Source organism: Pseudocitrobacter faecalis (assembly GCF_965231525.1).
In the GTDB taxonomy this organism is placed as follows: domain Bacteria; phylum Pseudomonadota; class Gammaproteobacteria; order Enterobacterales; family Enterobacteriaceae; genus Pseudocitrobacter; species Pseudocitrobacter faecalis.
The window spans coordinates 759,227-780,497 of sequence record NZ_CBDDNJ010000002.1; the positions used below are offsets into that span (position 1 = coordinate 759,227).

Here is a 21,271-nt window from a genome sequence, read left to right on the forward strand (position 1 = left end):
CTGTTTGTATGGCTATCTGTTCTCAGGTATTGTGCTGAGCCAAAACCGGATACGCAAAAAAAACTATGTCTGACTCGAAACCCACGCTGCGTCGTAATGGATTTACCTTCAAAAAATTTTTTGTCGCGCATGACCGTTGTGCCATGAAAGTGGGGACGGACGGCATTCTGCTGGGCGCATGGGCACCGATCGCGCACGTCACGCGCGTGCTGGATATTGGCACCGGAAGCGGTTTGCTGGCATTGATGCTGGCGCAGCGTACCGGGGAGAGTACACAGATTGACGCGGTTGAGATCGATGAGCATGCCGCAGACCAGGCGCGGGAGAACGTCGCGCAATCTCCGTGGCCGCAAAAAATTGCCGTACACACGACGGATATTCAGTCCTGGGTCGCGAACGTTCATCGTCGCTATGACCTGATCGTCAGCAATCCGCCTTACTATCAGCAAGGCGTTGAATGCGCCACGCCGCAGCGCGAGCAGGCGCGCTACACCACGTCGCTCGATCATCAAACGTTGCTCACCTGCGCGGCGGATGCCATTACGGAAGAGGGATTTTTTTGCGTGGTATTGCCGGAAAATATCGGCCAAAGTTTTACCGAACTGGCCCTGTCGATGGGCTGGCATTTACGTCTGCGCACGGATATTGCTGAATATGATACGCGCCCACCGCATCGCGTCCTGCTGGCGTTCTCGCCGCAAAACGGTGAGGGATTCAGTGACAGATTAGCAATTCGTGGGCCAGAGCAGCAATATTCAGAAGCCTATACTGCGCTGACCCAGGCGTTTTATCTCTTTATGTGAGTCAGTGGCGAGAGCACGGACGGGCCGGAGTTCTGCATGAGTTCCGGGTAGTCCAGCGTGTAATGCAGGCCCCGGCTCTCTTTACGCATCATCGCACAGCGGACAATCAGCTCCGCTACCTGTACCAGATTGCGCAGTTCCAGCAAATTGTTAGACACGCGAAAGCGTGAGTAATACTCGTCGAGCTCCTGCTGAAGCATGGTGATGCGACGCAGGGCGCGCTCCAGCCGTTTCGTGGTACGCACGATGCCGACGTAATCCCACATCAGCAAACGTAATTCGTGCCAGTTATGCTGAATCACCACCCGCTCGTCGGAATCATCCACCCGGCTTTCATCCCACGCGGGCAGGGTTGCCACCTGACGCGTACTGGCAATCCGTTTGTTGATATCTTCCGCCGCTGACCAGCCATACACCAGACACTCCAGAAGAGAGTTAGAGGCCATACGGTTGGCGCCGTGCAGGCCGGTATAACTCACTTCACCGATGGCATACAGACCGTCGACGTCGCTGCGTCCGTTATCATCCACCATCACGCCGCCGCAGGTATAGTGCGCCGCCGGAACAACCGGCACAGGCTCTTTGGTCAGGTCGATTCCCAGTCCAAGCAGTTTCTCGTAAATCATCGGGAAATGATGACGGACAAATTCTTCGGGTTTATGGCTGATGTCCAGATACATACAATCCGCGCCGAGCCGTTTCATTTCATGATCGATTGCACGTGCCACTACATCGCGCGGCGCAAGTTCGCCCCTTTCGTCGAAATCGGGCATAAAACGGCTGCCGTCCGGGCGCTTCAGTATCGCGCCTTCACCGCGTAGCGCTTCGGTGAGCAGGAAGTTACGCGCCTGCGGGTGGAACAGGGCGGTGGGATGGAACTGATTAAACTCCAGATTCGCCACGCGGCAGCCCGCACGCCAGGCCATGGCGATGCCGTCGCCCGAGGAGATATCCGGGTTGGTGGTGTACTGATATACCTTGGACGCGCCACCCGTTGCCAGTACCACCGATTTTGCCGCGCAGGTTTCCACGCTTTCTTTATTACGGTTCCAGATCCACGCACCCACCACGCGGCGCGTGCCGGGCAGGCCAATCTTATCGGACATGATCAGATCTACGGCATTGCAGCGCTCAATCACCCGAATATTGGGATGATTCAGCGCCTTGCTAACCAGCGTGTTTTCCACTTCTTTGCCAGTGGCATCTGCCGCATGCAGAATGCGGCGATGGCTGTGGCCGCCTTCACGTGTCAGGTGATAACTCGCTTCGCCGTTACTTTGCACTTGCGTATCAAACAGCACGCCCTGGTCGATCAACCACTGGACGCAGTTTTTGGCGTTGCTTGCCACGAACGACACCGCCTCTCGATCGCAAATCCCGGCACCGGCGATGAGCGTGTCTTCGATGTGGGATTCGATACTGTCGGTTTCATCAAAAACGGCTGCAATGCCGCCCTGCGCGTAGAAGGTTGAACCTTCGCTGATTGGGCCTTTGCTGAGCACAATGACAGAGTGCTGCCCGGCAACGCGCAGCGCGAGAGATAACCCGGCAGCACCGCTACCGATGATCAGGACATCACAAGAGAGATCGGGAAGAGTGTTCATCATGGTTTGTTTAATTTACTAAACACAGTTTGGTCAGCATAGCATCATAAAAGGCGCTGGCGCACATATTTTTTTAGTGGAAGTTGTAACGGCTAAACATAACAGCGTCTGAACGGACTTTGTAAACGAAGGAAAATAATCGAATCTCTGACTCCGGAATCCAGTATTTATGGTGAAATAAAAGGCGGGTTACGTTACTCTTGCGAGAATTGCGTTTTTCTTTCGCAACTTAGGCAACGTAGTGCATGCGTAGACTTATAATGAGAGACAATGAACGGTCTACAACTGACAAACAAAAAACAAAGGCGTAACGGAACTTTACAATCATCAGACACTCTAACCTTGTGCTTGCTCATAGTGCAGTGAACGGAGTGGCGTTTTGATTACGCATTGGAATAGGGTTTGGGGAGACATTACCTCGGATGAGCGAGCAGTTAACGGACCAGGTCCTGGTTGAACGGGTCCAAAAAGGAGACCAGAAAGCTTTTAACCTACTGGTGGTGCGCTACCAGCATAAGGTGGCGAGCCTGGTTTCCCGATATGTGCCGTCAGGTGACGTTCCTGATGTGGTGCAAGAGTCTTTTATAAAGGCCTATCGTGCGCTGGATTCATTCCGGGGGGATAGCGCTTTCTACACGTGGCTGTACCGTATTGCAGTCAATACGGCAAAAAATTACCTGGTTGCTCAGGGGCGACGCCCACCGTCCAGCGATGTGGACGCAATGGAAGCAGAAAACTTCGAAAGTGGCGGCGCGCTGAAAGAAATTTCGAACCCTGAGAACTTAATGTTGTCAGAAGAGCTGAGACAGATAGTTTTTCGCACCATTGAAAGTCTTCCAGAAGATTTACGCATGGCAATTACCCTGCGAGAGCTGGATGGCCTAAGCTATGAAGAGATAGCTGCAATTATGGATTGCCCGGTAGGTACGGTTCGTTCCCGTATCTTCCGTGCGCGAGAAGCTATTGATAATAAAGTTCAACCGCTTATCAGGCGTTGACGGTAGCGGGATACTGGAAAAGGTATTAGGCATGCAGAAAGAAAAACTTTCCGCCTTAATGGATGGTGAAACGCTGGATAACGAGTTGCTCACCGAATTAACTCGTTCGCCGGAAATGCAAAAAACCTGGGAGAGCTATCATCTCATCCGTGATTCGCTGCGCGGCGATACCGCGGATGTGCTTCATTTTGATATCTCTTCTCGCGTCATGGCTGCCATCGAAAATGAGCCCGTTCGTCAAACGACACCGCTCATTCCTGAAGCCCAGCCAGCGCCTCATCAATGGCAGAATATGCCATTCTGGAAAAAAGTCCGTCCGTGGGCGAGTTCACTTACCCAAATGGGCGTTGCGGCTTGCGTATCGCTTGCAGTTATTGTCGGTGTCCAGCACTATAATGGGCAATCAGATTCTACTCAGCAGCCCGAAACACCGGTATTTAATACCTTGCCGATGATGGGTAAAGCCAGTCCGGTTAGCCTGGGCGTGCCGTCTGATGCCACTGCGGGTACTGGCCAGCAACAGCAGGTTCAGGAACAACGCCGTCGCATCAATGCAATGTTGCAGGATTATGAATTGCAGCGCCGCCTGCATTCTGAGCAACTTCAGTTTGAACAGGCACAAACCCAGCAGGCTGCTGTTCAGGTGCCGGGCTATCAAACTTTAGGAACGCAATCGCAGTAATGAAGCAACTTTGGTGTGCCATGTCTCTTGTGGCTGGCAGCCTGTTCTTCTCTGTCAACGCCTCGGCTGATGTTTCGTCCGGGGCGTTGTTGCAGCAGATGAATCTGGCCAGTCAGTCCCTCAACTATGAGCTGTCTTTCGTCAGCATCAATAAAGCCGGTGTCGAATCGCTACGCTATCGTCACGCGCGTTTGAACAATCAGGCGCTGGCGCAGCTTTTGCAGCTTGATGGTCCACGTCGTGAAGTGGTGCAGCGCGGCAATGAAATCAGCTATTTTGAGCCGGGCCTCGATCCGTTTACGCTCAATGGCGATTACATCGTCGATTCCCTGCCGTCGCTGGTCTATACCGATTTTAAACGCCTGGCGCCGTATTACGATTTCATCTCTGTCGGCCGAACCCGTATTGCCGATCGCTTATGTGAAGTGATCCGCGTCGTCGCGCGCGATGGTACCCGTTATAGCTACATCGTCTGGATGGACTCTGAAAGCAAACTGCCGATGCGGGTTGACCTGCTCGATCGCGACGGCGAAACGCTGGAGCAGTTCCGCGTCATTGCGTTTAACGTAGGCGATCAAGTGGGTAGCAGCATGGATAAACTGGCGAAAGCCAGCCTGCCGCCGCTGCTCTCCGTTCCGGCGGGCAGTAAGGTGAACTTCAACTGGTCGCCGACCTGGGTACCTCAGGGCTTCAGCGAAGTCTCCAGCAGCCGTCGCACGTTACCTACCATTGATACCGCAGTGGAATCTCGTCTCTTCTCGGACGGACTGTTCAGTTTCTCCATCAACATCAGTCGGGCCACGGCCAACAGCAGCGAACAGATGCTGCGCACCGGTCGCCGCACGGTAAGCACCACCGTGCGCAATCAGGCTGAAATCACTATCGTCGGTGAACTGCCGCCGCCAACGGCGAAACGCATTGCCGACGGTATTAGCTTCAAGGGCGTACAATGATTAAAGAGTGGGCGACCGTTGTCTCCTGGGAGAACGGCGTTGCAAAAGTTTACTGCGACGTGAAAGCATCATGTAGCAGCTGCGCGTCACGCGCGGGCTGCGGCAGCCGCGTGCTCAATAAACTTGGGCCGCAAACCAGCCACACCATTACCGTTCCCAGCGCCGAACCGCTGGTGGCCGGGCAAAAAGTGGAGCTGGGAATTAGCGAAAGCAGTCTGCTGGGTTCCGCCATGCTGGTTTACCTTTCCCCGCTGGTAGGGCTGTTTATGATGGCCTCATTGTTCCAGGTGCTGTTCGGCACTGACATCGCCGCCATGTGTGGAGCGTTGTTAGGCGGTGTGGGGGGCTTTTTACTGGCGCGGGGTTTTTCGCCCACGCTTGCGAAACGCGAAACGTGGCAACCGGTCATCATTAGCGTTGGCCTGCCACCTGACCTCCTGCGAACCACCACTTCTTCTGAATTGAGTCAGTGATCGCACTGGCTCAGTTTGCTGACAAAGTGCGTGCTGTTCTAGCCGGATGCGGCGTAAACGCCTTATCCGGCCTACAAAATAGTGCACATCTAATATACTGCAGAAACCTGGTAGGCCTGATAAGCGTAGCGCATCATGCAGTGTTGCGTTTGCCATCACTCTCAGCCAGCGATCGTACTGGCATTATTTTTATTTACATCTGGTATGAGAAAGCCGCGAACGGAACCGCTATGCTTGCTGGAAGAGCATTTCCTGGTTGCGCAGTTGTAGTGTAGAATGCGGCGTTTTCGAACGACAAAAACGTCAGGCACAGAACAGCGGCCTCAAAGTATTCGTAAGGCATAATTATCTTAATATATGAAGAATATACGTAACTTTTCGATCATTGCACATATCGACCACGGTAAGTCGACGCTGTCTGACCGTATCATCCAGATTTGCGGTGGCCTTTCTGATCGTGAAATGGAAGCCCAGGTTCTCGATTCGATGGATCTGGAACGCGAACGCGGCATTACCATTAAAGCGCAGAGCGTCACCCTGGACTTTAAATCAGCTGATGGCGAAACCTATCAACTGAACTTTATCGACACCCCTGGTCACGTCGACTTCTCCTACGAAGTTTCCCGTTCTCTGGCGGCCTGTGAAGGCGCACTGCTGGTGGTTGACGCCGGGCAGGGCGTAGAGGCGCAAACCCTGGCAAACTGCTACACCGCCATGGAAATGGATCTGGAAGTGGTTCCGGTACTGAACAAAATCGACCTCCCGGCTGCCGATCCTGAGCGCGTGGCGGAAGAAATTGAAGATATCGTCGGTATCGACGCGGCAGATGCCGTGCGCTGCTCGGCGAAAACCGGCGTAGGTGTCACCGAGGTTCTGGAACGTCTGGTGCGCGATATTCCGCCGCCGGAAGGTGACCCGGAAGGCCCACTGCAGGCGCTGATCATCGACTCCTGGTTTGATAACTACCTGGGCGTGGTCTCGCTGGTGCGTATTAAAAACGGCACTATGCGTAAAGGCGACAAAATCAAAGTGATGAGCACCGGTCAGGTGTATAACGCCGACCGTCTGGGCATTTTCACGCCGAAACAGGTTGACCGTACCGAGCTGAAATGCGGCGAGGTGGGTTGGCTGGTGTGTGCCATTAAAGACATTCTGGGTGCACCGGTTGGCGATACGCTGACTCAGGCGCGTAATCCGGCTGACAAAGCGCTGCCTGGCTTTAAAAAAGTTAAACCGCAGGTTTATGCGGGCCTGTTCCCGGTAAGCTCTGACGATTACGAAAACTTCCGCGATGCGCTGGGCAAACTGAGCCTGAACGATGCTTCTCTGTTCTACGAGCCGGAAAGCTCTACCGCGCTGGGCTTCGGCTTCCGCTGTGGCTTCCTCGGTCTGCTGCACATGGAGATCATTCAGGAGCGTCTGGAACGTGAATACGATCTGGATCTGATCACCACCGCGCCGACCGTAGTCTACGAAGTAGAGACCACGAACAAAGAGGTCATCTACGTCGACAGCCCGTCCAAGCTGCCGCCGCTGAATAACATCTCGGAGCTGCGTGAGCCGATCGCCGAGTGTCATATGCTGCTGCCGCAGGAGTATCTGGGCAACGTAATTACCCTTTGCGTGGAAAAACGTGGCGTACAGACCAACATGGTTTACCACGGTAAACAGGTTGCGCTGACCTATGAAATTCCGATGGCAGAAGTGGTACTCGACTTCTTCGACCGTCTGAAGTCAACATCACGCGGCTATGCGTCGCTGGATTACAACTTCAAACGCTTCCAGGCGTCTAACATGGTGCGTGTTGACGTTCTTATCAACAGCGAGCGTGTGGATGCGCTGGCGCTGATCACCCACAACGACAATGCGCCGTACCGTGGTCGTGAACTGGTTGAGAAGATGAAAGATCTGATCCCTCGTCAACAGTTTGATATCGCGATTCAGGCGGCCATCGGCAACCACATTATTGCGCGTTCAACGGTAAAACAGTTGCGTAAAAACGTCCTGGCGAAATGCTACGGCGGTGACGTCAGCCGTAAGAAAAAACTGCTGCAAAAACAGAAAGAGGGTAAAAAGCGCATGAAGCAGGTCGGTAACGTCGAACTGCCGCAGGAAGCTTTCCTCGCCATTCTGCACGTCGGAAAAGACGGTAAATAATCCTTAAGGAGTTGGCATGGCGAATATGTTTGCCCTGATTCTGGTGATTGCCACACTGGTCACGGGCCTTTTGTGGTGCGTTGATAAATTTATCTTCGCCCCCAAACGTCGGGAACGTCAGGCTGCGGCGCAGGTCGCAACCGGAGATGCACTGGACAAAAAAACGCTGAAAAAAGTGGGCCCGAAACCGGGCTGGCTGGAAACCGGCGCGTCCGTATTTCCAGTGCTGGCGATTGTGCTCATCGTGCGTTCTTTTATTTATGAGCCGTTCCAGATCCCATCCGGTTCAATGATGCCGACGCTGTTAATTGGTGATTTTATCCTCGTGGAAAAATTCGCCTACGGCATCAAAGATCCTATTTACCAGAAAACGATTATTGAAACAGGTCACCCGAAGCGTGGCGATATCGTGGTGTTTAAATATCCGGAAGATCCGCGTCTTGATTACATCAAACGCGCGGTTGGCCTGCCGGGTGATAAAGTGACCTACGATCCGATCAGCAAAGAAGTCACGATTCAACCGAATTGCAGTTCTGGTCAGGCATGCGGTAACGCGCTGCCGGTGACCTACTCGAATGTTGAGCCGAGCGATTTCGTGCAGACCTTTGCCCGTCGTAACGGTGGCGAAGCAACCAGCGGTTTCTTTGAATTACCGAAAGGTGAAACCAAAGAAAACGGTATTCGCCTGACTGAACGTCAGGAGACGCTGGGCGATGTTAATCACCGCATTCTGACTGTGCCAATCGCGCAGGATCAGGTCGGCATGTACTATCGCCAGTCGGGTTTACAGTCGGCTACGTGGATTGTACCGCCGGGTCATTACTTCATGATGGGTGATAACCGCGACAACAGCGCTGATAGCCGTTACTGGGGCTTCGTGCCGGAAGCAAACCTGGTCGGCAAGGCGACGGCCATTTGGATGAGCTTCGAAAAACAGGAAGGTGAATGGCCGACCGGCGTACGTTTAAGCCGTATTGGCGGTATCCACTAATTCTTGTCAGACCTATGCGGGGGCATTAGTGCCTCCGCATAAATTATTTAGCAGTTAAATCTCTCCAAACTAACGACATCCCTTGTCGTTGCGTATAGAATATCCCCCCGAAGTTACACATGTCTTTCTTAATAGACACGGCACACGAAACCGTATTGGTGCTTTCAGATCTGTTTCGTGTGCTGAATTTTTGACGCATTCATTTATTGGTATCGCATGAACCCCATCGTAATTAATCGGCTTCAACGGAAGCTGGGCTACACTTTTGTTCATCAGGAGTTGTTGCAACAGGCATTAACCCATCGCAGTGCCAGCAGCAAACATAACGAGCGCTTAGAATTTCTGGGCGATTCAATTTTAAGCTACGTCATCGCTAACGCCCTTTATCACCGCTTCCCGCGTGTGGATGAAGGCGATATGAGTCGTATGCGCGCGACGCTGGTTCGCGGGAATACGTTGGCGGAAATCGCCCGTGAGTTTGAACTGGGCGAATGTCTGCGTTTAGGGCCGGGTGAACTGAAAAGCGGCGGCTTCCGTCGCGAATCTATCCTTGCGGATACGGTTGAAGCGCTGATTGGCGGGGTATTCCTCGACAGCGATATTCAGAATGTCGAGAAGTTAATTCTCTCATGGTATCAAACGCGTCTGGACGAAATCAGCCCGGGCGACAAACAGAAAGATCCAAAAACGCGCTTGCAGGAGTATCTGCAAGGCCGCCATCTGCCGCTGCCATCTTATCTGGTGGTGCAGGTGCGTGGGGAAGCACACGATCAGGAATTTACTATCCACTGCCAGGTTAGCGGCCTGAGTGAACCGGTGGTTGGCACAGGTTCCAGCCGTCGCAAGGCGGAGCAGGCTGCCGCCGAACAGGCGTTGAAAAAACTGGAGCTGGAATGAGCAACGACAAAACTTACTGCGGATTTATCGCCATCGTCGGACGTCCGAACGTGGGCAAATCTACCCTGCTGAACAATCTGCTGGGGCAGAAAATTTCTATTACCTCGCGTAAAGCGCAGACCACGCGTCACCGCATTGTCGGTATTCATACGGAAGGTGAGTATCAGGCAATCTATGTCGATACCCCGGGTCTGCACATGGAAGAAAAACGCGCCATCAACCGCCTGATGAATAAAGCGGCGAGCAGCTCTATCGGTGATGTTGAGCTGGTGATTTTTGTCGTGGAAGGCACTCGCTGGACGCCGGACGACGAAATGGTGCTGAACAAACTGCGCGAAGGCAAAGCGCCGGTGATTCTAGCTGTAAACAAAGTTGATAACGTGCAGGAAAAAGCAGATCTTCTACCGCATCTGCAGTTCCTCGGCAGCCAGATGAACTTCCTCGATATCGTACCGATGTCTGCAGAAACCGGGTTGAACGTCGATACCATCGCCGGGATCGTACGTAAGCATTTGCCGGAAGCGATTCATCACTTCCCGGAAGATTACATCACCGATCGTTCTCAGCGCTTTATGGCGTCTGAAATCATCCGTGAAAAGCTGATGCGTTTCCTGGGCGAAGAGCTGCCATATTCCGTTACCGTGGAAATCGAGCGTTTCGTGTCTAATGAGCGCGGCGGTTACGACATCAACGGTTTGATCCTCGTTGAGCGTGATGGGCAGAAGAAGATGGTAATTGGTAACAAAGGTTCCAAAATCAAGACCATCGGTATTGAAGCCCGTAAAGATATGCAGGAAATGTTCGAAGCCCCGGTTCACCTGGAACTGTGGGTGAAAGTAAAATCCGGCTGGGCTGATGACGAGCGCGCACTGCGTAGTCTTGGCTATGGCGACGATCTTTAAGAGCACACTCAGTGGAAGGCTGGCAGCGCGCATTCGTCCTGCATAGTCGCCCCTGGAGCGAAACCAGCCTGATGCTGGACGTCTTCACGGAAGAGTCGGGCCGCGTGCGCCTTGTTGCCAAAGGCGCACGTTCCAAACGTTCCAATCTGAAAGGCGCGCTTCAGCCTTTTACTCCCCTGTTAGTTCGCTTTGGCGGGCGTGGTGAAGTCAAAACCCTGCGCAGCGCGGAAGCCGTTTCGCTGGCGCTCCCTCTAAGCGGTATCACACTCTATAGCGGCCTTTACGTTAACGAACTTATTTCCCGCGTACTGGAGCATGAAACCCGTTTCTCTGAACTCTTCTTCGATTACCTGCACTGCATTCAGGCGCTGGCGGGCACCGCTGGTTCGCCCGAACCGGCTTTGCGTCGCTTTGAGCTGGCGCTACTGGGGCATCTGGGATATGGCGTCGATTTCCTGCACTGCGCGGGAAGCGGCGAGGAAGTGGATGACACCATGACCTATCGCTATCGCGAAGAGAAAGGCTTTATCGCCAGCGTGGTAATAGACAACTACACCTTTACCGGCCATCAGTTGAAAGCGCTGGCCAGCCGTGAGTTTCCGGATGTGGATTCACTGCGTGCCGCAAAACGCTTTACCCGTATGGCGCTGAAGCCGTATCTTGGTGGCAAACCGCTAAAAAGCCGGGAATTATTCAGGCAGTTTTTGCCAAAAAAATAAAATCCCCTTAGAACCGGCACCGTACTGGGCATTGTGCACAACCGGTCCCCTCTCCCTTTGGGAGAGGGTTAGGGTGAGGGGAAAACGAACACCGAACTAAAAACCGAGGATTGTCATGGCTGAATTACTGTTAGGCGTCAATATTGACCACATTGCCACCCTGCGTAACGCGCGCGGCACGGCGTATCCGGATCCGGTGCAGGCGGCATTTATCGCTGAACAGGCGGGGGCGGACGGCATCACCGTTCACCTGCGCGAAGACCGTCGCCACATCACCGACCGCGACGTGCGTATTTTGCGTCAGACGCTCGACACGCGCATGAATCTGGAGATGGCGGTCACCGAAGAGATGCTGAACATTGCCGTCGATACTAAACCGCATTTCTGCTGCCTGGTGCCGGAAAAACGTCAGGAAGTGACCACCGAAGGCGGTCTCGACGTTGCTGGTCAGCGTGACAAAATGCGCGATGCCTGCAAACGCCTCGCCGACGCAGGAATTCTGGTCTCTCTTTTTATCGATGCCGATAAAGAGCAGATTAAAGCCGCGGCAGAAGTCGGTGCGCCTTATATCGAAATTCACACGGGTTGCTATGCCGATGCTGAAACTGACACAGAACAGGCCAAAGAGCTGGAGCGTATCGCTCACGCCGCAACCTATGCCGCGAGCCTGGGGCTGAAAGTGAACGCCGGGCATGGCCTGACTTATCACAACGTGAAAGCTATCGCTGCGCTGCCAGAAATGCACGAACTGAATATCGGCCACGCCATCATTGGCCGTGCGGTGATGACCGGCCTGAAAGAGGCTGTTGCCGAAATGAAACGCCTGATGCTGGAAGCGCGCAAATAATGGCGATTCTTGGGCTCGGAACAGACATTGTCGAGATCGCGCGTATCGAAGAGGTGATTGCCCGCAGCGGCGATCGCCTCGCCCGGCGCGTATTAACCGACAATGAGTGGGCTATCTGGGAAACGCATCAGCAACCGGTGCGTTTTCTGGCCAAGCGTTTCGCGGTGAAGGAAGCGGCAGCAAAAGCCTTTGGTACCGGCATCCGCAACGGCCTGGCGTTTAACCAGTTTGAAGTGTACAACGACGAAATGGGTAAACCGAAGCTGCGCCTGTGGGGCGAAGCGCAGAAGCTGGCGGAAAAACTGGGCGTGGCGCACATGCACGTCACCCTGGCGGATGAACGCCGCTACGCCTGTGCGACGGTCATTCTGGAAAGCTAGATTTTGTCGGCGTGATGCATCGCCACGAATTTATCCCACAGCTGTTCTTCGCTCTCAACGTGTGCCGGATCCTTTAAAATCGTATTGGGGATCGGGCACACTTTCTGACAGGTAGGCGTCTCATAATGGCCGATGCACTCGGTGCAGCGATCGCTATTGATCTCATAGATGCTATCACCCATCGAAATGGCTTCGTTCGGACACTCCGGTTCGCACATATCGCAGTTGATGCATTTTTTGGTGATTAACAACGCCATCAGGAAACTCTCAGAAACAACCTATTCGGGCCGCGCATTATACGCGCATTTTCTGCGCAGACCATACTTTTTCCGGGGTAATCCGCTATACCAGCTTCTTCACCAGCGCTTCACTATGGCGAATGCGATCCGGCGCGTTTTCCAGATCCTGTTGCACCAGCCCCATAAACAGCACATCCGCCAGCATCATCTGCGCGCTGGTAGAGGAAATGGCCGCGCTGCGCGTCGCCTGCTCTTCCGCGATGGTATAAAGGCAGTGCGTGGCACGCTGCTGGAGCGCGTTGGGCGAAAATCCGGTGATGGCGAGAATTTTGCCGCCCGCGCGCAGGGTTTCATCTGCCGCCAGGTTTATCTCGCGGCGCTCGCCGGAGTAGGAGATCGCTAACAGCAGGTCGCCTTCGCTCAGCGCCTGAACGCTGGCGAGAAGGGCGTGCATATCCAGCTCGGCGACGGCGTTAAGGCCAATCTTCATCAGTTTCCAGCTAAAGTTGCGCGCTACCAGGCCCGAAGCGCCAATCCCGGTCAGCACGATGCGCCTTGCACCGCGGAGCATGTTCACCGCCTCCAGCAGCTTCTCTTCGTCGTTGACGTCGAGTGAGGCATGCATCGCGGCAACATTATCTTTGATGAGCTTTTCACCCACCAGACGCAGCGGATCGTCACCACGGATCTGGTTGTGTACCGGAATAGAGTGCGGATTCGGATTGCTGGCCAGCGCTTCGCTTAGCGCCAGTTTCAGGGCCGGAAAACCTTTAAAGCCCAGCTTTTGCGCGAACTTTACCACGCTGGACTGGCTGACACCCGACTGGCTCGCCAGCTGCTGTGAGCTGAGATGACGCGCCAGGTCAGGCTGCGCCAGGATAAAATCGGCCAGTTTTTTATCACTTTGCGCCAGATGTGGATATCGCTGGCGAATACGGATTAAACAATTCATACGCTCCTCAAGGGCAAAATTACGCTACCTCTCCCGACAACAATTCTGCTCGCCTGAAAGAATTATTATTCGATTATAACGGAATAACCTGAATTAAATATTCCACCTGGCGCAAAATATTGAACACTTTTTGCATCTTGCCGTTGAGGTGATGTTTCCAGAAATCACCCGCGCTATCTGTTACGCTTGTAAGGAGTTAACGGAAATTCATCGCTTAAAGGAGTCTGGTTTGGCAAACGACCCCCGTCGAGTTATTTTTTTCGACCTGGATGGCACGCTGCATCAGCAGGATATGTTCGGCACGTTTCTGCGCTATCTGCTGCGGCGACAGCCGCTTAATGCATTGCTGGTGCTGCCGCTGCTGCCGATAATCGGCATCGCGCTGCTGGTAAAAGGGCGCGCTGCGCGCTGGCCAATGAGTTTGCTGCTGTGGGGATGTACCTTTGGGCACAGCGAAGCCAAACTGCGCGCGCTGGAAGCCGATTTCGCCACGTGGTTTCGCGCTAATGTGGTGACTTTCCCGGTGGTTCATAAGCGCCTGACCGAATACCTCATCAGTACCGATGCCGACGTGTGGCTGATCACTGGTTCACCACAGTCGCTGGTGGAGAAAGTCTATTTTGATACGCCCTGGCTACCGCGCGTAAATCTTATCGCCAGTCAGATAACACGGGCTCATGGCGGTTGGGTGCTCTCGCTGCGCTGTCTGGGCCATGAAAAAGTGGTGCAACTGGAGCGCAAAATCGGTACGCCGCTGCGCCTGTTTAGCGGGTACAGCGACAGTAAACAGGATAACCCGCTGCTCTATTTCTGCCAGCACCGCTGGCGGGTAACGCCGCGCGGTGAACTACAGCGGCTGGAATAGTGGGTAATCTCATTCTCTCTATGTATAATGCGCCCCGATTTATCATCTGGAGTGCCCGCTTTGTCCGACAATGAATTCAACCATGAATACTGGATGCGCCATGCGCTTACGCTTGCGCAGCGCGCCTGGGATGAAGGGGAAGTGCCGGTTGGCGCGGTACTGGTGCTCGATAATCAGGTGATTGGCGAAGGCTGGAATCGCCCGATAGGTCGCCACGATCCAACGGCTCACGCTGAAATTATGGCGCTGCGTCAGGGCGGCATGGTGCTGCAAAACTACCGCCTGATTAACGCCACGCTGTACGTTACGCTGGAACCCTGTGTGATGTGTGCAGGCGCAATGGTGCATAGCCGCATTGGACGCGTGGTGTTTGGCGCGCGCGACGCTAAAACCGGCGCTGCAGGGTCGTTAATGGATGTTCTGCATCATCCGGGGATGAATCACCGGGTCGAGGTCACTGAAGGCGTACTACGCGATCAATGCGCCAGTATGTTGAGTGATTTTTTCCGCGAACGCCGCGAGCAGATTAAAGCCTTACGCAAAGCGCAGAAAGCCGGGAATCAATGATGGGGATGCGCAGCGTCGACCAGTTCGCTCGACGTCGACCCTTGAACGCTGTGCAGGTAATCACGCGGCGACAGGGAAAAAAACGGTAAGAAGTCAGCATTGTTACGGTTCAGTTCGTCCATCGTTACCGCCGGATAATCGGCGGCAATCGCCATCTCCTGGGCCACTTTCTTCTCTTTTTCTGCCAGATACCCCACCAGGCTAATTTGATACTTACGGATGTTTTCAACATAGGCGTAAGCTTCATGTCCACGCGCATAACCATAGGTGAGCTTGCTGTAATAAGGTTTTTGGCTCAACAGCGGCAGACGCTGTTTCACATCCGTCCAGCTGTCCGGGTTTCCTTTCTGTTTAACCGTTAAGGCGCGAGCGTCAAGCATGTGCGCGTAGCCCATATTATAGGCCGCGAGAGCAAACCAGATTTTCTCATCCTGCGGCACCGTATCCGGCACTTTATCCATCATATCCAGCAGATAACGCATGCCGCCGCCGATGCTTTGTTCCGCATCGGTACGGTCGGTCAGGCCGAGGCTTTGGGCCGTATTTTTGGTGAGCATCATCAGGCCGCGCACGCCGGTGGGGGAGGTTGCCTGAGCGTCCCAGTGCGACTCCTGATACGAGATAGCCGCCAGCAGTCGCCAGTCGATCTCTTTCGCGTATTTCTCAAACAGCGGCTGAAGATCTGGCAACACGCTATCGACGGCACGCAGGAACGATCGCGTATCGACATAATCAAAATCGCCACCATGCCCCAGGTATTTCTCTTCCAGTCGGGCGAGGGTACCGTCTTCATTTATGCTGTTGAAATAGTCGAGCATCGCCGCAGAAAGCGTATCGTCTTCATCATTGACGCTAAACCAGGTCACCGGCTGTTCGTCGGTGATATCGAGCGCCACGGCCAGTTCTGGATGCACGCGCTGGAAAAGACTGATCGCCACCGAGTCTGCGATGGTGTAATTCAAACGGCCCGCCAGCACCTCTTCCATTAAGGTTTCGCTGCTGCGCTTTTCATCCACCTGCCAGCTGATATCGGGATATTTCGTCTCTTTCAGTGCCTGAAGGTCGTTGATGACCGCATGCCCCGGCGCGATGGAGAGATTATCAGCATTCAGTTCGCCCAGCGATCGCGGGCGATAGCTGCCAACGCGATACACCACCTGCTGAGAAACGGAATAGTAGGCCGGCCCCGCATGGTAGTTTTTGACGCGCTCGCTGTTATAGACCAGGCCCGCTGCCAGCAGGTCTGCTTTGTCATTATCAAGGTCATCAAACAGTTCGCTGATGTTTTGCCGCACGGTGACTTTCAGCTTCACGCCAAGGTAATTAGCAAACTGTTCAGCCAGGGCGTAGTCGAGCCCGTACGCTTTATCGTCAACGCGGGAGTAGGTTAAGGGTGACACGATGGTACTGACGCGAAGTTCTCCCCGCGCCTGAATGGCAGCAATGCGATTGGCCGGTTGGTTGATCCAGGTGATGGAGGGCCAAAGGGCTGCTGCTAACAGCAGTGCAACGATGCCGATCAGCAGATAATTAATCTTTAATTTTTTCAAATAGTTAATTCTCTGCGCTAACAAAATCACTGTGTGCAGTGACCATAAGAAGACTATGGTTTGGAACAGAATGAGCGGCATTTTGCTTAAGATTGCGCCAGTTGGCAACTAATTCGAGAGATACGTCACATCTATTGGTAAAAGCAGGAAGTGATTTTATTTCTACGCAAACGGTTTCGTCAGGGCGCAGGATTATCTATAATAGCGCCCGTTTTCCCCCCTTGCGCACACTGAAAGCTTAGAAGACGAGAGACTTATGATGGAAATTCTGCGTGGTTCGCCTGCACTGTCTGCATTTCGTATTAATAAACTGCTGGCACGTTTTCAGGCAGCCAACCTCCCGGTAAGCAATATTTACGCTGAGTATGTCCATTTTGCCGACCTGGATGCTCCGCTTCACGACGAAGACCGAGTCAGGCTTGAACGTCTGTTAAAGTATGGCCCCAGCCTTAGCAGTCATACGCCATCCGGTAAATTACTGCTCGTGACTCCCCGCCCTGGCACCATCTCCCCCTGGTCTTCAAAAGCAACCGACATCGCCCACAACTGCGGCCTGAATCAGGTTCTGCGCCTGGAGCGTGGTGTCGCGTGGTATGTGGAAGCGTCAACGCTGACGGCGGAGCAGTGGCGCGAAGTGGCGGCAGCGCTGCACGATCGCATGATGGAAAGCGTCTTCGACTCCTTGCAGGATGCGGAAAAACTGTTTGCTCATCATCAACCTGCACCCGTATCCAGCGTGGATTTGCTGGGAGAAGGGCGTCAGGCGCTCATTGACGCTAACCTGCGTCTGGGGCTGGCGCTGGCAGATGATGAAATTGACTATCTGCAGGATGCCTTTACTAAGCTTGGGCGTAACCCGAACGATATCGAACTTTATATGTTTGCGCAGGCTAACTCTGAGCACTGCCGACACAAAATTTTCAACGCCGACTGGATTATCGACGGTCAACAGCAGCCTAAATCGCTGTTCAAGATGATCAAAAATACCTTTGAGACCACGCCGGATCACGTCCTGTCTGCCTATAAAGATAACGCAGCCGTCATGGAAGGGTCTGAAGTGGGGCGCTATTTTGCCGACCACGAAACGGGTCGCTACGATTTCCACCAGGAACCTGCGCACATCCTGATGAAGGTCGAGACCCATAACCACCCGACGGCGATTTCTCCGTGGCCGGGCGCGGCAACCGGTTCCGGCGGTGAAATTCGTGATGAAGGTGCTACCGGGCGTGGTGCAAAACCGAAGGCCGGTCTGGTCGGTTTCTCTGTTTCCAACCTGCGCATTCCAGGCTTTGAACAGCCGTGGGAAGAAGATTTCGGCAAGCCGGAACGCATTGTTACCGCCCTGGACATCATGACCGAGGGGCCGCTGGGCGGCGCGGCGTTTAACAACGAATTTGGTCGCCCGGCACTGAACGGCTACTTCCGTACTTACGAAGAGAGAGTGAACAGTCACAACGGCGAAGAGCTGCGCGGCTATCACAAACCGATCATGCTGGCAGGCGGGATCGGCAACATCCGTGCCGATCACGTGCAGAAAGGCGAGATCACCGTGGGGGCAAAACTGGTGGTTCTCGGCGGCCCGGCGATGAATATTGGGCTTGGCGGCGGTGCAGCCTCCTCTATGGCCTCCGGTCAATCTGATGCGGATCTCGATTTTGCATCCGTCCAGCGCGACAACCCAGAAATGGAGCGCCGTTGTCAGGAAGTGATCGATCGCTGCTGGCAGCTCGGCGACGCGAACCCGATTCTGTTTATCCACGACGTTGGCGCGGGCGGCCTTTCAAACGCGATGCCGGAGCTGGTGAGCGACGGTGGACGCGGCGGTAAATTCGAACTGCGAGACATTCTGAGCGACGAACCAGGGATGAGCCCGCTGGAAATCTGGTGTAACGAATCGCAGGAGCGCTACGTGCTGGCGGTTGCGCCTGACCAGATGCCGTTGTTTGATGAACTCTGTAAGCGTGAACGCGCGCCGTACGCGGTGATTGGCGAAGCGACCGAAGCACAGCACCTCACTCTGAATGACAAACACTTCGACAATCAGCCTATCGACCTGCCGCTGGACGTGCTGCTGGGCAAAACGCCGAAGATGACCCGCGATGTCACCACGCTGAAAGCCAAAGGCGACGCGCTGGTTCGTGAAGGCATTACCATTGCCGATGCGGTTAACCGTGTTCTGCACCTGCCATCTGTTGCTGAAAAAACCTTCCTCGTGACCATCGGTGACCGTACCGTTACCGGCATGGTGGCACGCGATCAGATGGTTGGCCCGTGGCAGATCCCGGTGGCGAACTGCGCGGTCACTACCGCCAGCCTCGACAGCTACTACGGTGAAGCGATGGCGATTGGTGAACGTTCCCCGGTTGCGTTGCTCGACTTCGCGGCCTCCGCTCGTCTGGCGGTAGGGGAAGCGCTGACTAACATTGCGGCGACGCAAATTGGCAATATCAAACACATCAAACTGTCGGCGAACTGGATGTCTGCCGCCGGTCACCCTGGCGAAGACGCGGGTCTGTACGAAGCGGTGAAAGCGGTAGGCGAAGAACTTTGCCCGGCGCTGGGCCTGACCATTCCGGTGGGTAAAGACTCTATGTCGATGAAAACCCGCTGGCAGGAAGGTAACGAACAGCGTGAGATGACCTCGCCGCTGTCGCTGGTGATTTCTGCGTTTGCCCGTGTAGAAGATGTGCGTCATACCATCACCCCGCAGCTTTCCACGGAAGATAACGCCCTGCTGCTGATTGACCTCGGCAAGGGCCATAACGCACTGGGTGCCACCGCACTGGCGCAGGTTTATCGTCAACTGGGCGATAAACCGGCTGATGTGCGTGACGTCGCGCAGCTGAAAGGCTTCTACGACGCGATGCAGGCTCTGGTGGCAGAACGTAAACTGCTGGCATACCACGACCGTTCCGACGGCGGCCTGCTGGTGACGCTGGCAGAGATGGCCTTTGCCGGTCACTGTGGCGTTGAGGCGGATATCGCCGCGCTGGGCGACGACCGTCTGGCTGCGCTGTTCACAGAAGAACTGGGGGCGGTTATTCAGGTTCGCGCGGCTGACCGAGAGGCGGTTGAAGCGCTGCTGGCAAAACACGGCCTCGGTGATTGTGTGCACTATCTGGGTAACGCCGTCGCGGGTGACCGCTTTGTGCTGACCGCTAACGGTCAGCCGGTCTTTAGCGAAAGCCGCACCACCTTGCGTATGTGGTGGGCGGAAACCACCTGGCAGATGCAGCGTCTGCGTGATAACCCGGAAAGCGCCGATCAGGAGCATAACGCGAAAGCCAACGATAACGATCCAGGCCTGAACGTTAAACTGACCTTTGATATCAGCGAGGATATCGCTGCGCCGTATATTGCGAAGGGCGCGCGTCCTCAGGTGGCGGTATTGCGTGAGCAGGGCGTCAACTCCCACGTTGAAATGGCCGCAGCGTTCCAGCGTGCGGGCTTTGATGCCATCGACGTGCACATGAGTGACCTGCTGGCCGGGCGCACCGGGCTGGCGCGTTTTGATGCGCTGGTCGCCTGCGGCGGCTTCTCGTACGGTGATGTGCTGGGCGCGGGCGAAGGCTGGGCGAAGTCCATCCTGTTCAACGACCGAGTGCGTGATGAGTTCGAAACCTTCTTCCATCGTCCGCAAACGCTGGCGCTGGGCGTGTGCAACGGTTGCCAGATGATGTCTAATCTGCGCGAACTGATCCCAGGCAGCGACCTGTGGCCGCGCTTTGTGCGTAACAACTCTGACCGTTTTGAAGCGCGTTTCAGCCTGGTCGAAGTGACGCAAAGCCCGTCGCTGCTGTTGCAGGGAATGGTCGGTTCGCAGATGCCGATTGCTGTTTCTCACGGTGAAGGGCGCGTGGAAGTTCGTGATGCGGCGCATCTGGCCGCGCTGGAAAGCAAAGGGCTGGTGGCGCTGCGCTACGTTGATAACTTCGGCAAGGTGACGGAAACCTATCCGGCGAACCCGAATGGTTCTCCGAACGGGATCACCGCAGTGACCAACGAAAGCGGTCGCGTCACCATCATGATGCCGCACCCGGAGCGTGTGTTCCGTACCGTGGCGAACTCCTGGCACCCGGAAAACTGGGGCGAGGACGGGCCGTGGATGCGCATCTTCCGCAATGCGCGCAAGCAGTTAGGTTAAGTGAAAAGGGCCGCGAAAGCGGCCTGAGACTGATGACAAACGCAAAATTGCCTGATGCGCTACGCTTATCAGGCCTACAAGGATTCTGCAATATATTGAATTAGCACGATTTTGTAGGCCGGATAAGGCGTTTACTCCGCATCCGGCAAGAATAAAGCGCACTTTGTCAGCAATCTGGGGCCGCGAAAGCGGCTTTTTTGTTGGATGGCGTTTTCAGGTGTCGTGAATGACAGACAATCCTTATTAAGGGTGTCTCTAAAAGGCGACATTTAACTTATTGATTTAAATCTATTTTAATTAATGGTGCATAAAGTGTTGCTAATTAGCGACGCAAAGCGCAAAAAGTAATCATTTCTACAATAAGTGATATAATTAACATTATCTTTAATTATCATAAAGTTAACATTTTATTTTCCATGTTGGCACGCATCCTGCATTTATTTGCTCAGTGGCTCATTCACCCTCTTATGTCAGCCCCTTCGGGACGTGCTACATAAACTTCGAATGACGCACAACAAGGTGCCTGCCGTCCAGCTTCTGATATCTTT

20 protein-coding genes are annotated in these 21,271 nt (G+C 54.3%); 16 read left to right on the top strand and 4 right to left on the bottom strand.

Translation table 11 applies throughout. From position 1 onward, the window contains the following. Positions 1-65 precede the first annotated feature (65 nt). Positions 66-803, top strand: coding sequence for a tRNA(1)(Val) (adenine(37)-N(6))-methyltransferase TrmN (gene trmN, locus ACOXYR_RS04265; RefSeq protein ID WP_108473357.1), 738 nt, complete (start codon positions 66-68; stop codon positions 801-803). Here the strand turns inward: trmN and nadB are convergent. Further along, on the bottom strand, positions 788-2,407 hold the full coding sequence (gene nadB, locus ACOXYR_RS04270; RefSeq protein WP_421355769.1) for an L-aspartate oxidase: 1,620 nt from the start codon (positions 2,405-2,407) through the stop codon (positions 788-790). The two genes, trmN and nadB, sit on opposite strands and share 16 nt — an antisense overlap. 270 nt (positions 2,408-2,677) lie before the next feature. Between nadB and rseD the strand changes: the two genes are divergently transcribed. From rseD to acpS, 12 genes are all read left to right on the top strand, one after another. Then, on the top strand, positions 2,678-2,773 hold the full coding sequence (rseD, locus tag ACOXYR_RS04275) for a rpoE leader peptide RseD (RefSeq protein ID WP_144052231.1): 96 nt from the start codon (positions 2,678-2,680) through the stop codon (positions 2,771-2,773). Between the two features lie 56 nt (positions 2,774-2,829). Continuing rightward, positions 2,830-3,405, top strand: coding sequence for an RNA polymerase sigma factor RpoE (gene rpoE / locus ACOXYR_RS04280; RefSeq protein WP_015963387.1), 576 nt, complete (start codon positions 2,830-2,832; stop codon positions 3,403-3,405). 31 nt (positions 3,406-3,436) lie between these two features. Then, positions 3,437-4,087: an anti-sigma-E factor RseA gene (rseA, locus tag ACOXYR_RS04285; protein ID WP_113857828.1), complete on the top strand. Its 651-nt coding sequence runs from the start codon at positions 3,437-3,439 to the stop codon at positions 4,085-4,087. Further along, the gene (gene rseB / locus ACOXYR_RS04290) at positions 4,087-5,040 is read left to right on the top strand and encodes a sigma-E factor regulatory protein RseB (protein WP_113857829.1); all 954 of its coding nucleotides are present in this window, start codon (positions 4,087-4,089) and stop codon (positions 5,038-5,040) included. Before rseA ends, rseB begins: the two co-directional genes overlap by 1 nt. Beyond that, a complete protein-coding gene (gene rseC / locus ACOXYR_RS04295; protein ID WP_421355710.1) occupies positions 5,037-5,513 on the top strand; it encodes a SoxR-reducing system protein RseC in 477 nt (158 codons plus the stop codon). The genes rseB and rseC overlap by 4 nt, the downstream gene beginning before the upstream one ends. A 357-nt stretch (positions 5,514-5,870) precedes the next feature. After that, complete coding sequence (gene lepA / locus ACOXYR_RS04300) at positions 5,871-7,670, top strand: translation elongation factor 4 (protein WP_421355711.1); 1,800 nt, start codon at positions 5,871-5,873, stop codon at positions 7,668-7,670. Between the two features lie 16 nt (positions 7,671-7,686). Further along, positions 7,687-8,661, top strand: coding sequence for a signal peptidase I (gene lepB, locus ACOXYR_RS04305; RefSeq protein ID WP_421355712.1), 975 nt, complete (start codon positions 7,687-7,689; stop codon positions 8,659-8,661). A 216-nt stretch (positions 8,662-8,877) separates the two neighbouring features. Continuing rightward, a complete protein-coding gene (gene rnc, locus ACOXYR_RS04310; protein ID WP_015963393.1) occupies positions 8,878-9,558 on the top strand; it encodes a ribonuclease III in 681 nt (226 codons plus the stop codon). Beyond that, on the top strand, positions 9,555-10,460 hold the full coding sequence (gene era / locus ACOXYR_RS04315) for a GTPase Era (RefSeq protein ID WP_421355713.1): 906 nt from the start codon (positions 9,555-9,557) through the stop codon (positions 10,458-10,460). Before rnc ends, era begins: the two co-directional genes overlap by 4 nt. An 11-nt stretch (positions 10,461-10,471) precedes the next feature. Next, positions 10,472-11,179, top strand: a complete 708-nt coding sequence (recO, locus tag ACOXYR_RS04320; RefSeq protein ID WP_421355714.1) for a DNA repair protein RecO — start codon at positions 10,472-10,474, stop codon at positions 11,177-11,179. 115 nt (positions 11,180-11,294) lie between these two features. Beyond that, complete coding sequence (gene pdxJ, locus ACOXYR_RS04325) at positions 11,295-12,026, top strand: pyridoxine 5'-phosphate synthase (protein WP_113857831.1); 732 nt, start codon at positions 11,295-11,297, stop codon at positions 12,024-12,026. Further along, entirely contained in the window at positions 12,026-12,406 is a 381-nt protein-coding gene (gene acpS / locus ACOXYR_RS04330; RefSeq protein WP_113857832.1) for a holo-ACP synthase, read from the top strand. The genes pdxJ and acpS overlap by 1 nt, the downstream gene beginning before the upstream one ends. Here the strand turns inward: acpS and ACOXYR_RS04335 are convergent. Together ACOXYR_RS04335 and ACOXYR_RS04340 are read right to left on the bottom strand one after the other, a co-directional pair. Next, positions 12,403-12,663, bottom strand: a complete 261-nt coding sequence (locus ACOXYR_RS04335; RefSeq protein WP_015963398.1) for a YfhL family 4Fe-4S dicluster ferredoxin — start codon at positions 12,661-12,663, stop codon at positions 12,403-12,405. The two genes, acpS and ACOXYR_RS04335, sit on opposite strands and share 4 nt — an antisense overlap. 85 nt (positions 12,664-12,748) lie before the next feature. Next, positions 12,749-13,597, bottom strand: coding sequence for a MurR/RpiR family transcriptional regulator (locus ACOXYR_RS04340; protein ID WP_015963399.1), 849 nt, complete (start codon positions 13,595-13,597; stop codon positions 12,749-12,751). A 229-nt stretch (positions 13,598-13,826) separates the two neighbouring features. On the opposite strand from ACOXYR_RS04340, the gene yfhb reads away from it, so the two are divergent. Together yfhb and tadA are read left to right on the top strand one after the other, a co-directional pair. Further along, positions 13,827-14,462 carry a phosphatidylglycerophosphatase C gene (yfhb, locus tag ACOXYR_RS04345; protein ID WP_189622660.1) on the top strand — a complete coding sequence of 212 codons (636 nt, stop codon included), beginning with the start codon at positions 13,827-13,829 and terminating at the stop codon, positions 14,460-14,462. Positions 14,463-14,489: 27 nt separating this feature from the next. Continuing rightward, on the top strand, positions 14,490-15,029 hold the full coding sequence (tadA, locus tag ACOXYR_RS04350; protein WP_350436424.1) for a tRNA adenosine(34) deaminase TadA: 540 nt from the start codon (positions 14,490-14,492) through the stop codon (positions 15,027-15,029). Here tadA and mltF read toward each other — a convergent pair. Then, positions 15,023-16,579 carry a membrane-bound lytic murein transglycosylase MltF gene (gene mltF, locus ACOXYR_RS04355; protein ID WP_421355715.1) on the bottom strand — a complete coding sequence of 519 codons (1,557 nt, stop codon included), beginning with the start codon at positions 16,577-16,579 and terminating at the stop codon, positions 15,023-15,025. The genes tadA and mltF overlap by 7 nt on opposite strands. Before the next feature lie 256 nt (positions 16,580-16,835). Here mltF and purL point away from each other — a divergent pair, with 256 nt between their 5' ends. Beyond that, the gene (gene purL / locus ACOXYR_RS04360; RefSeq protein ID WP_421355716.1) at positions 16,836-20,723 is read left to right on the top strand and encodes a phosphoribosylformylglycinamidine synthase; all 3,888 of its coding nucleotides are present in this window, start codon (positions 16,836-16,838) and stop codon (positions 20,721-20,723) included. The last annotated feature ends 548 nt before the right edge of the window (positions 20,724-21,271 follow it).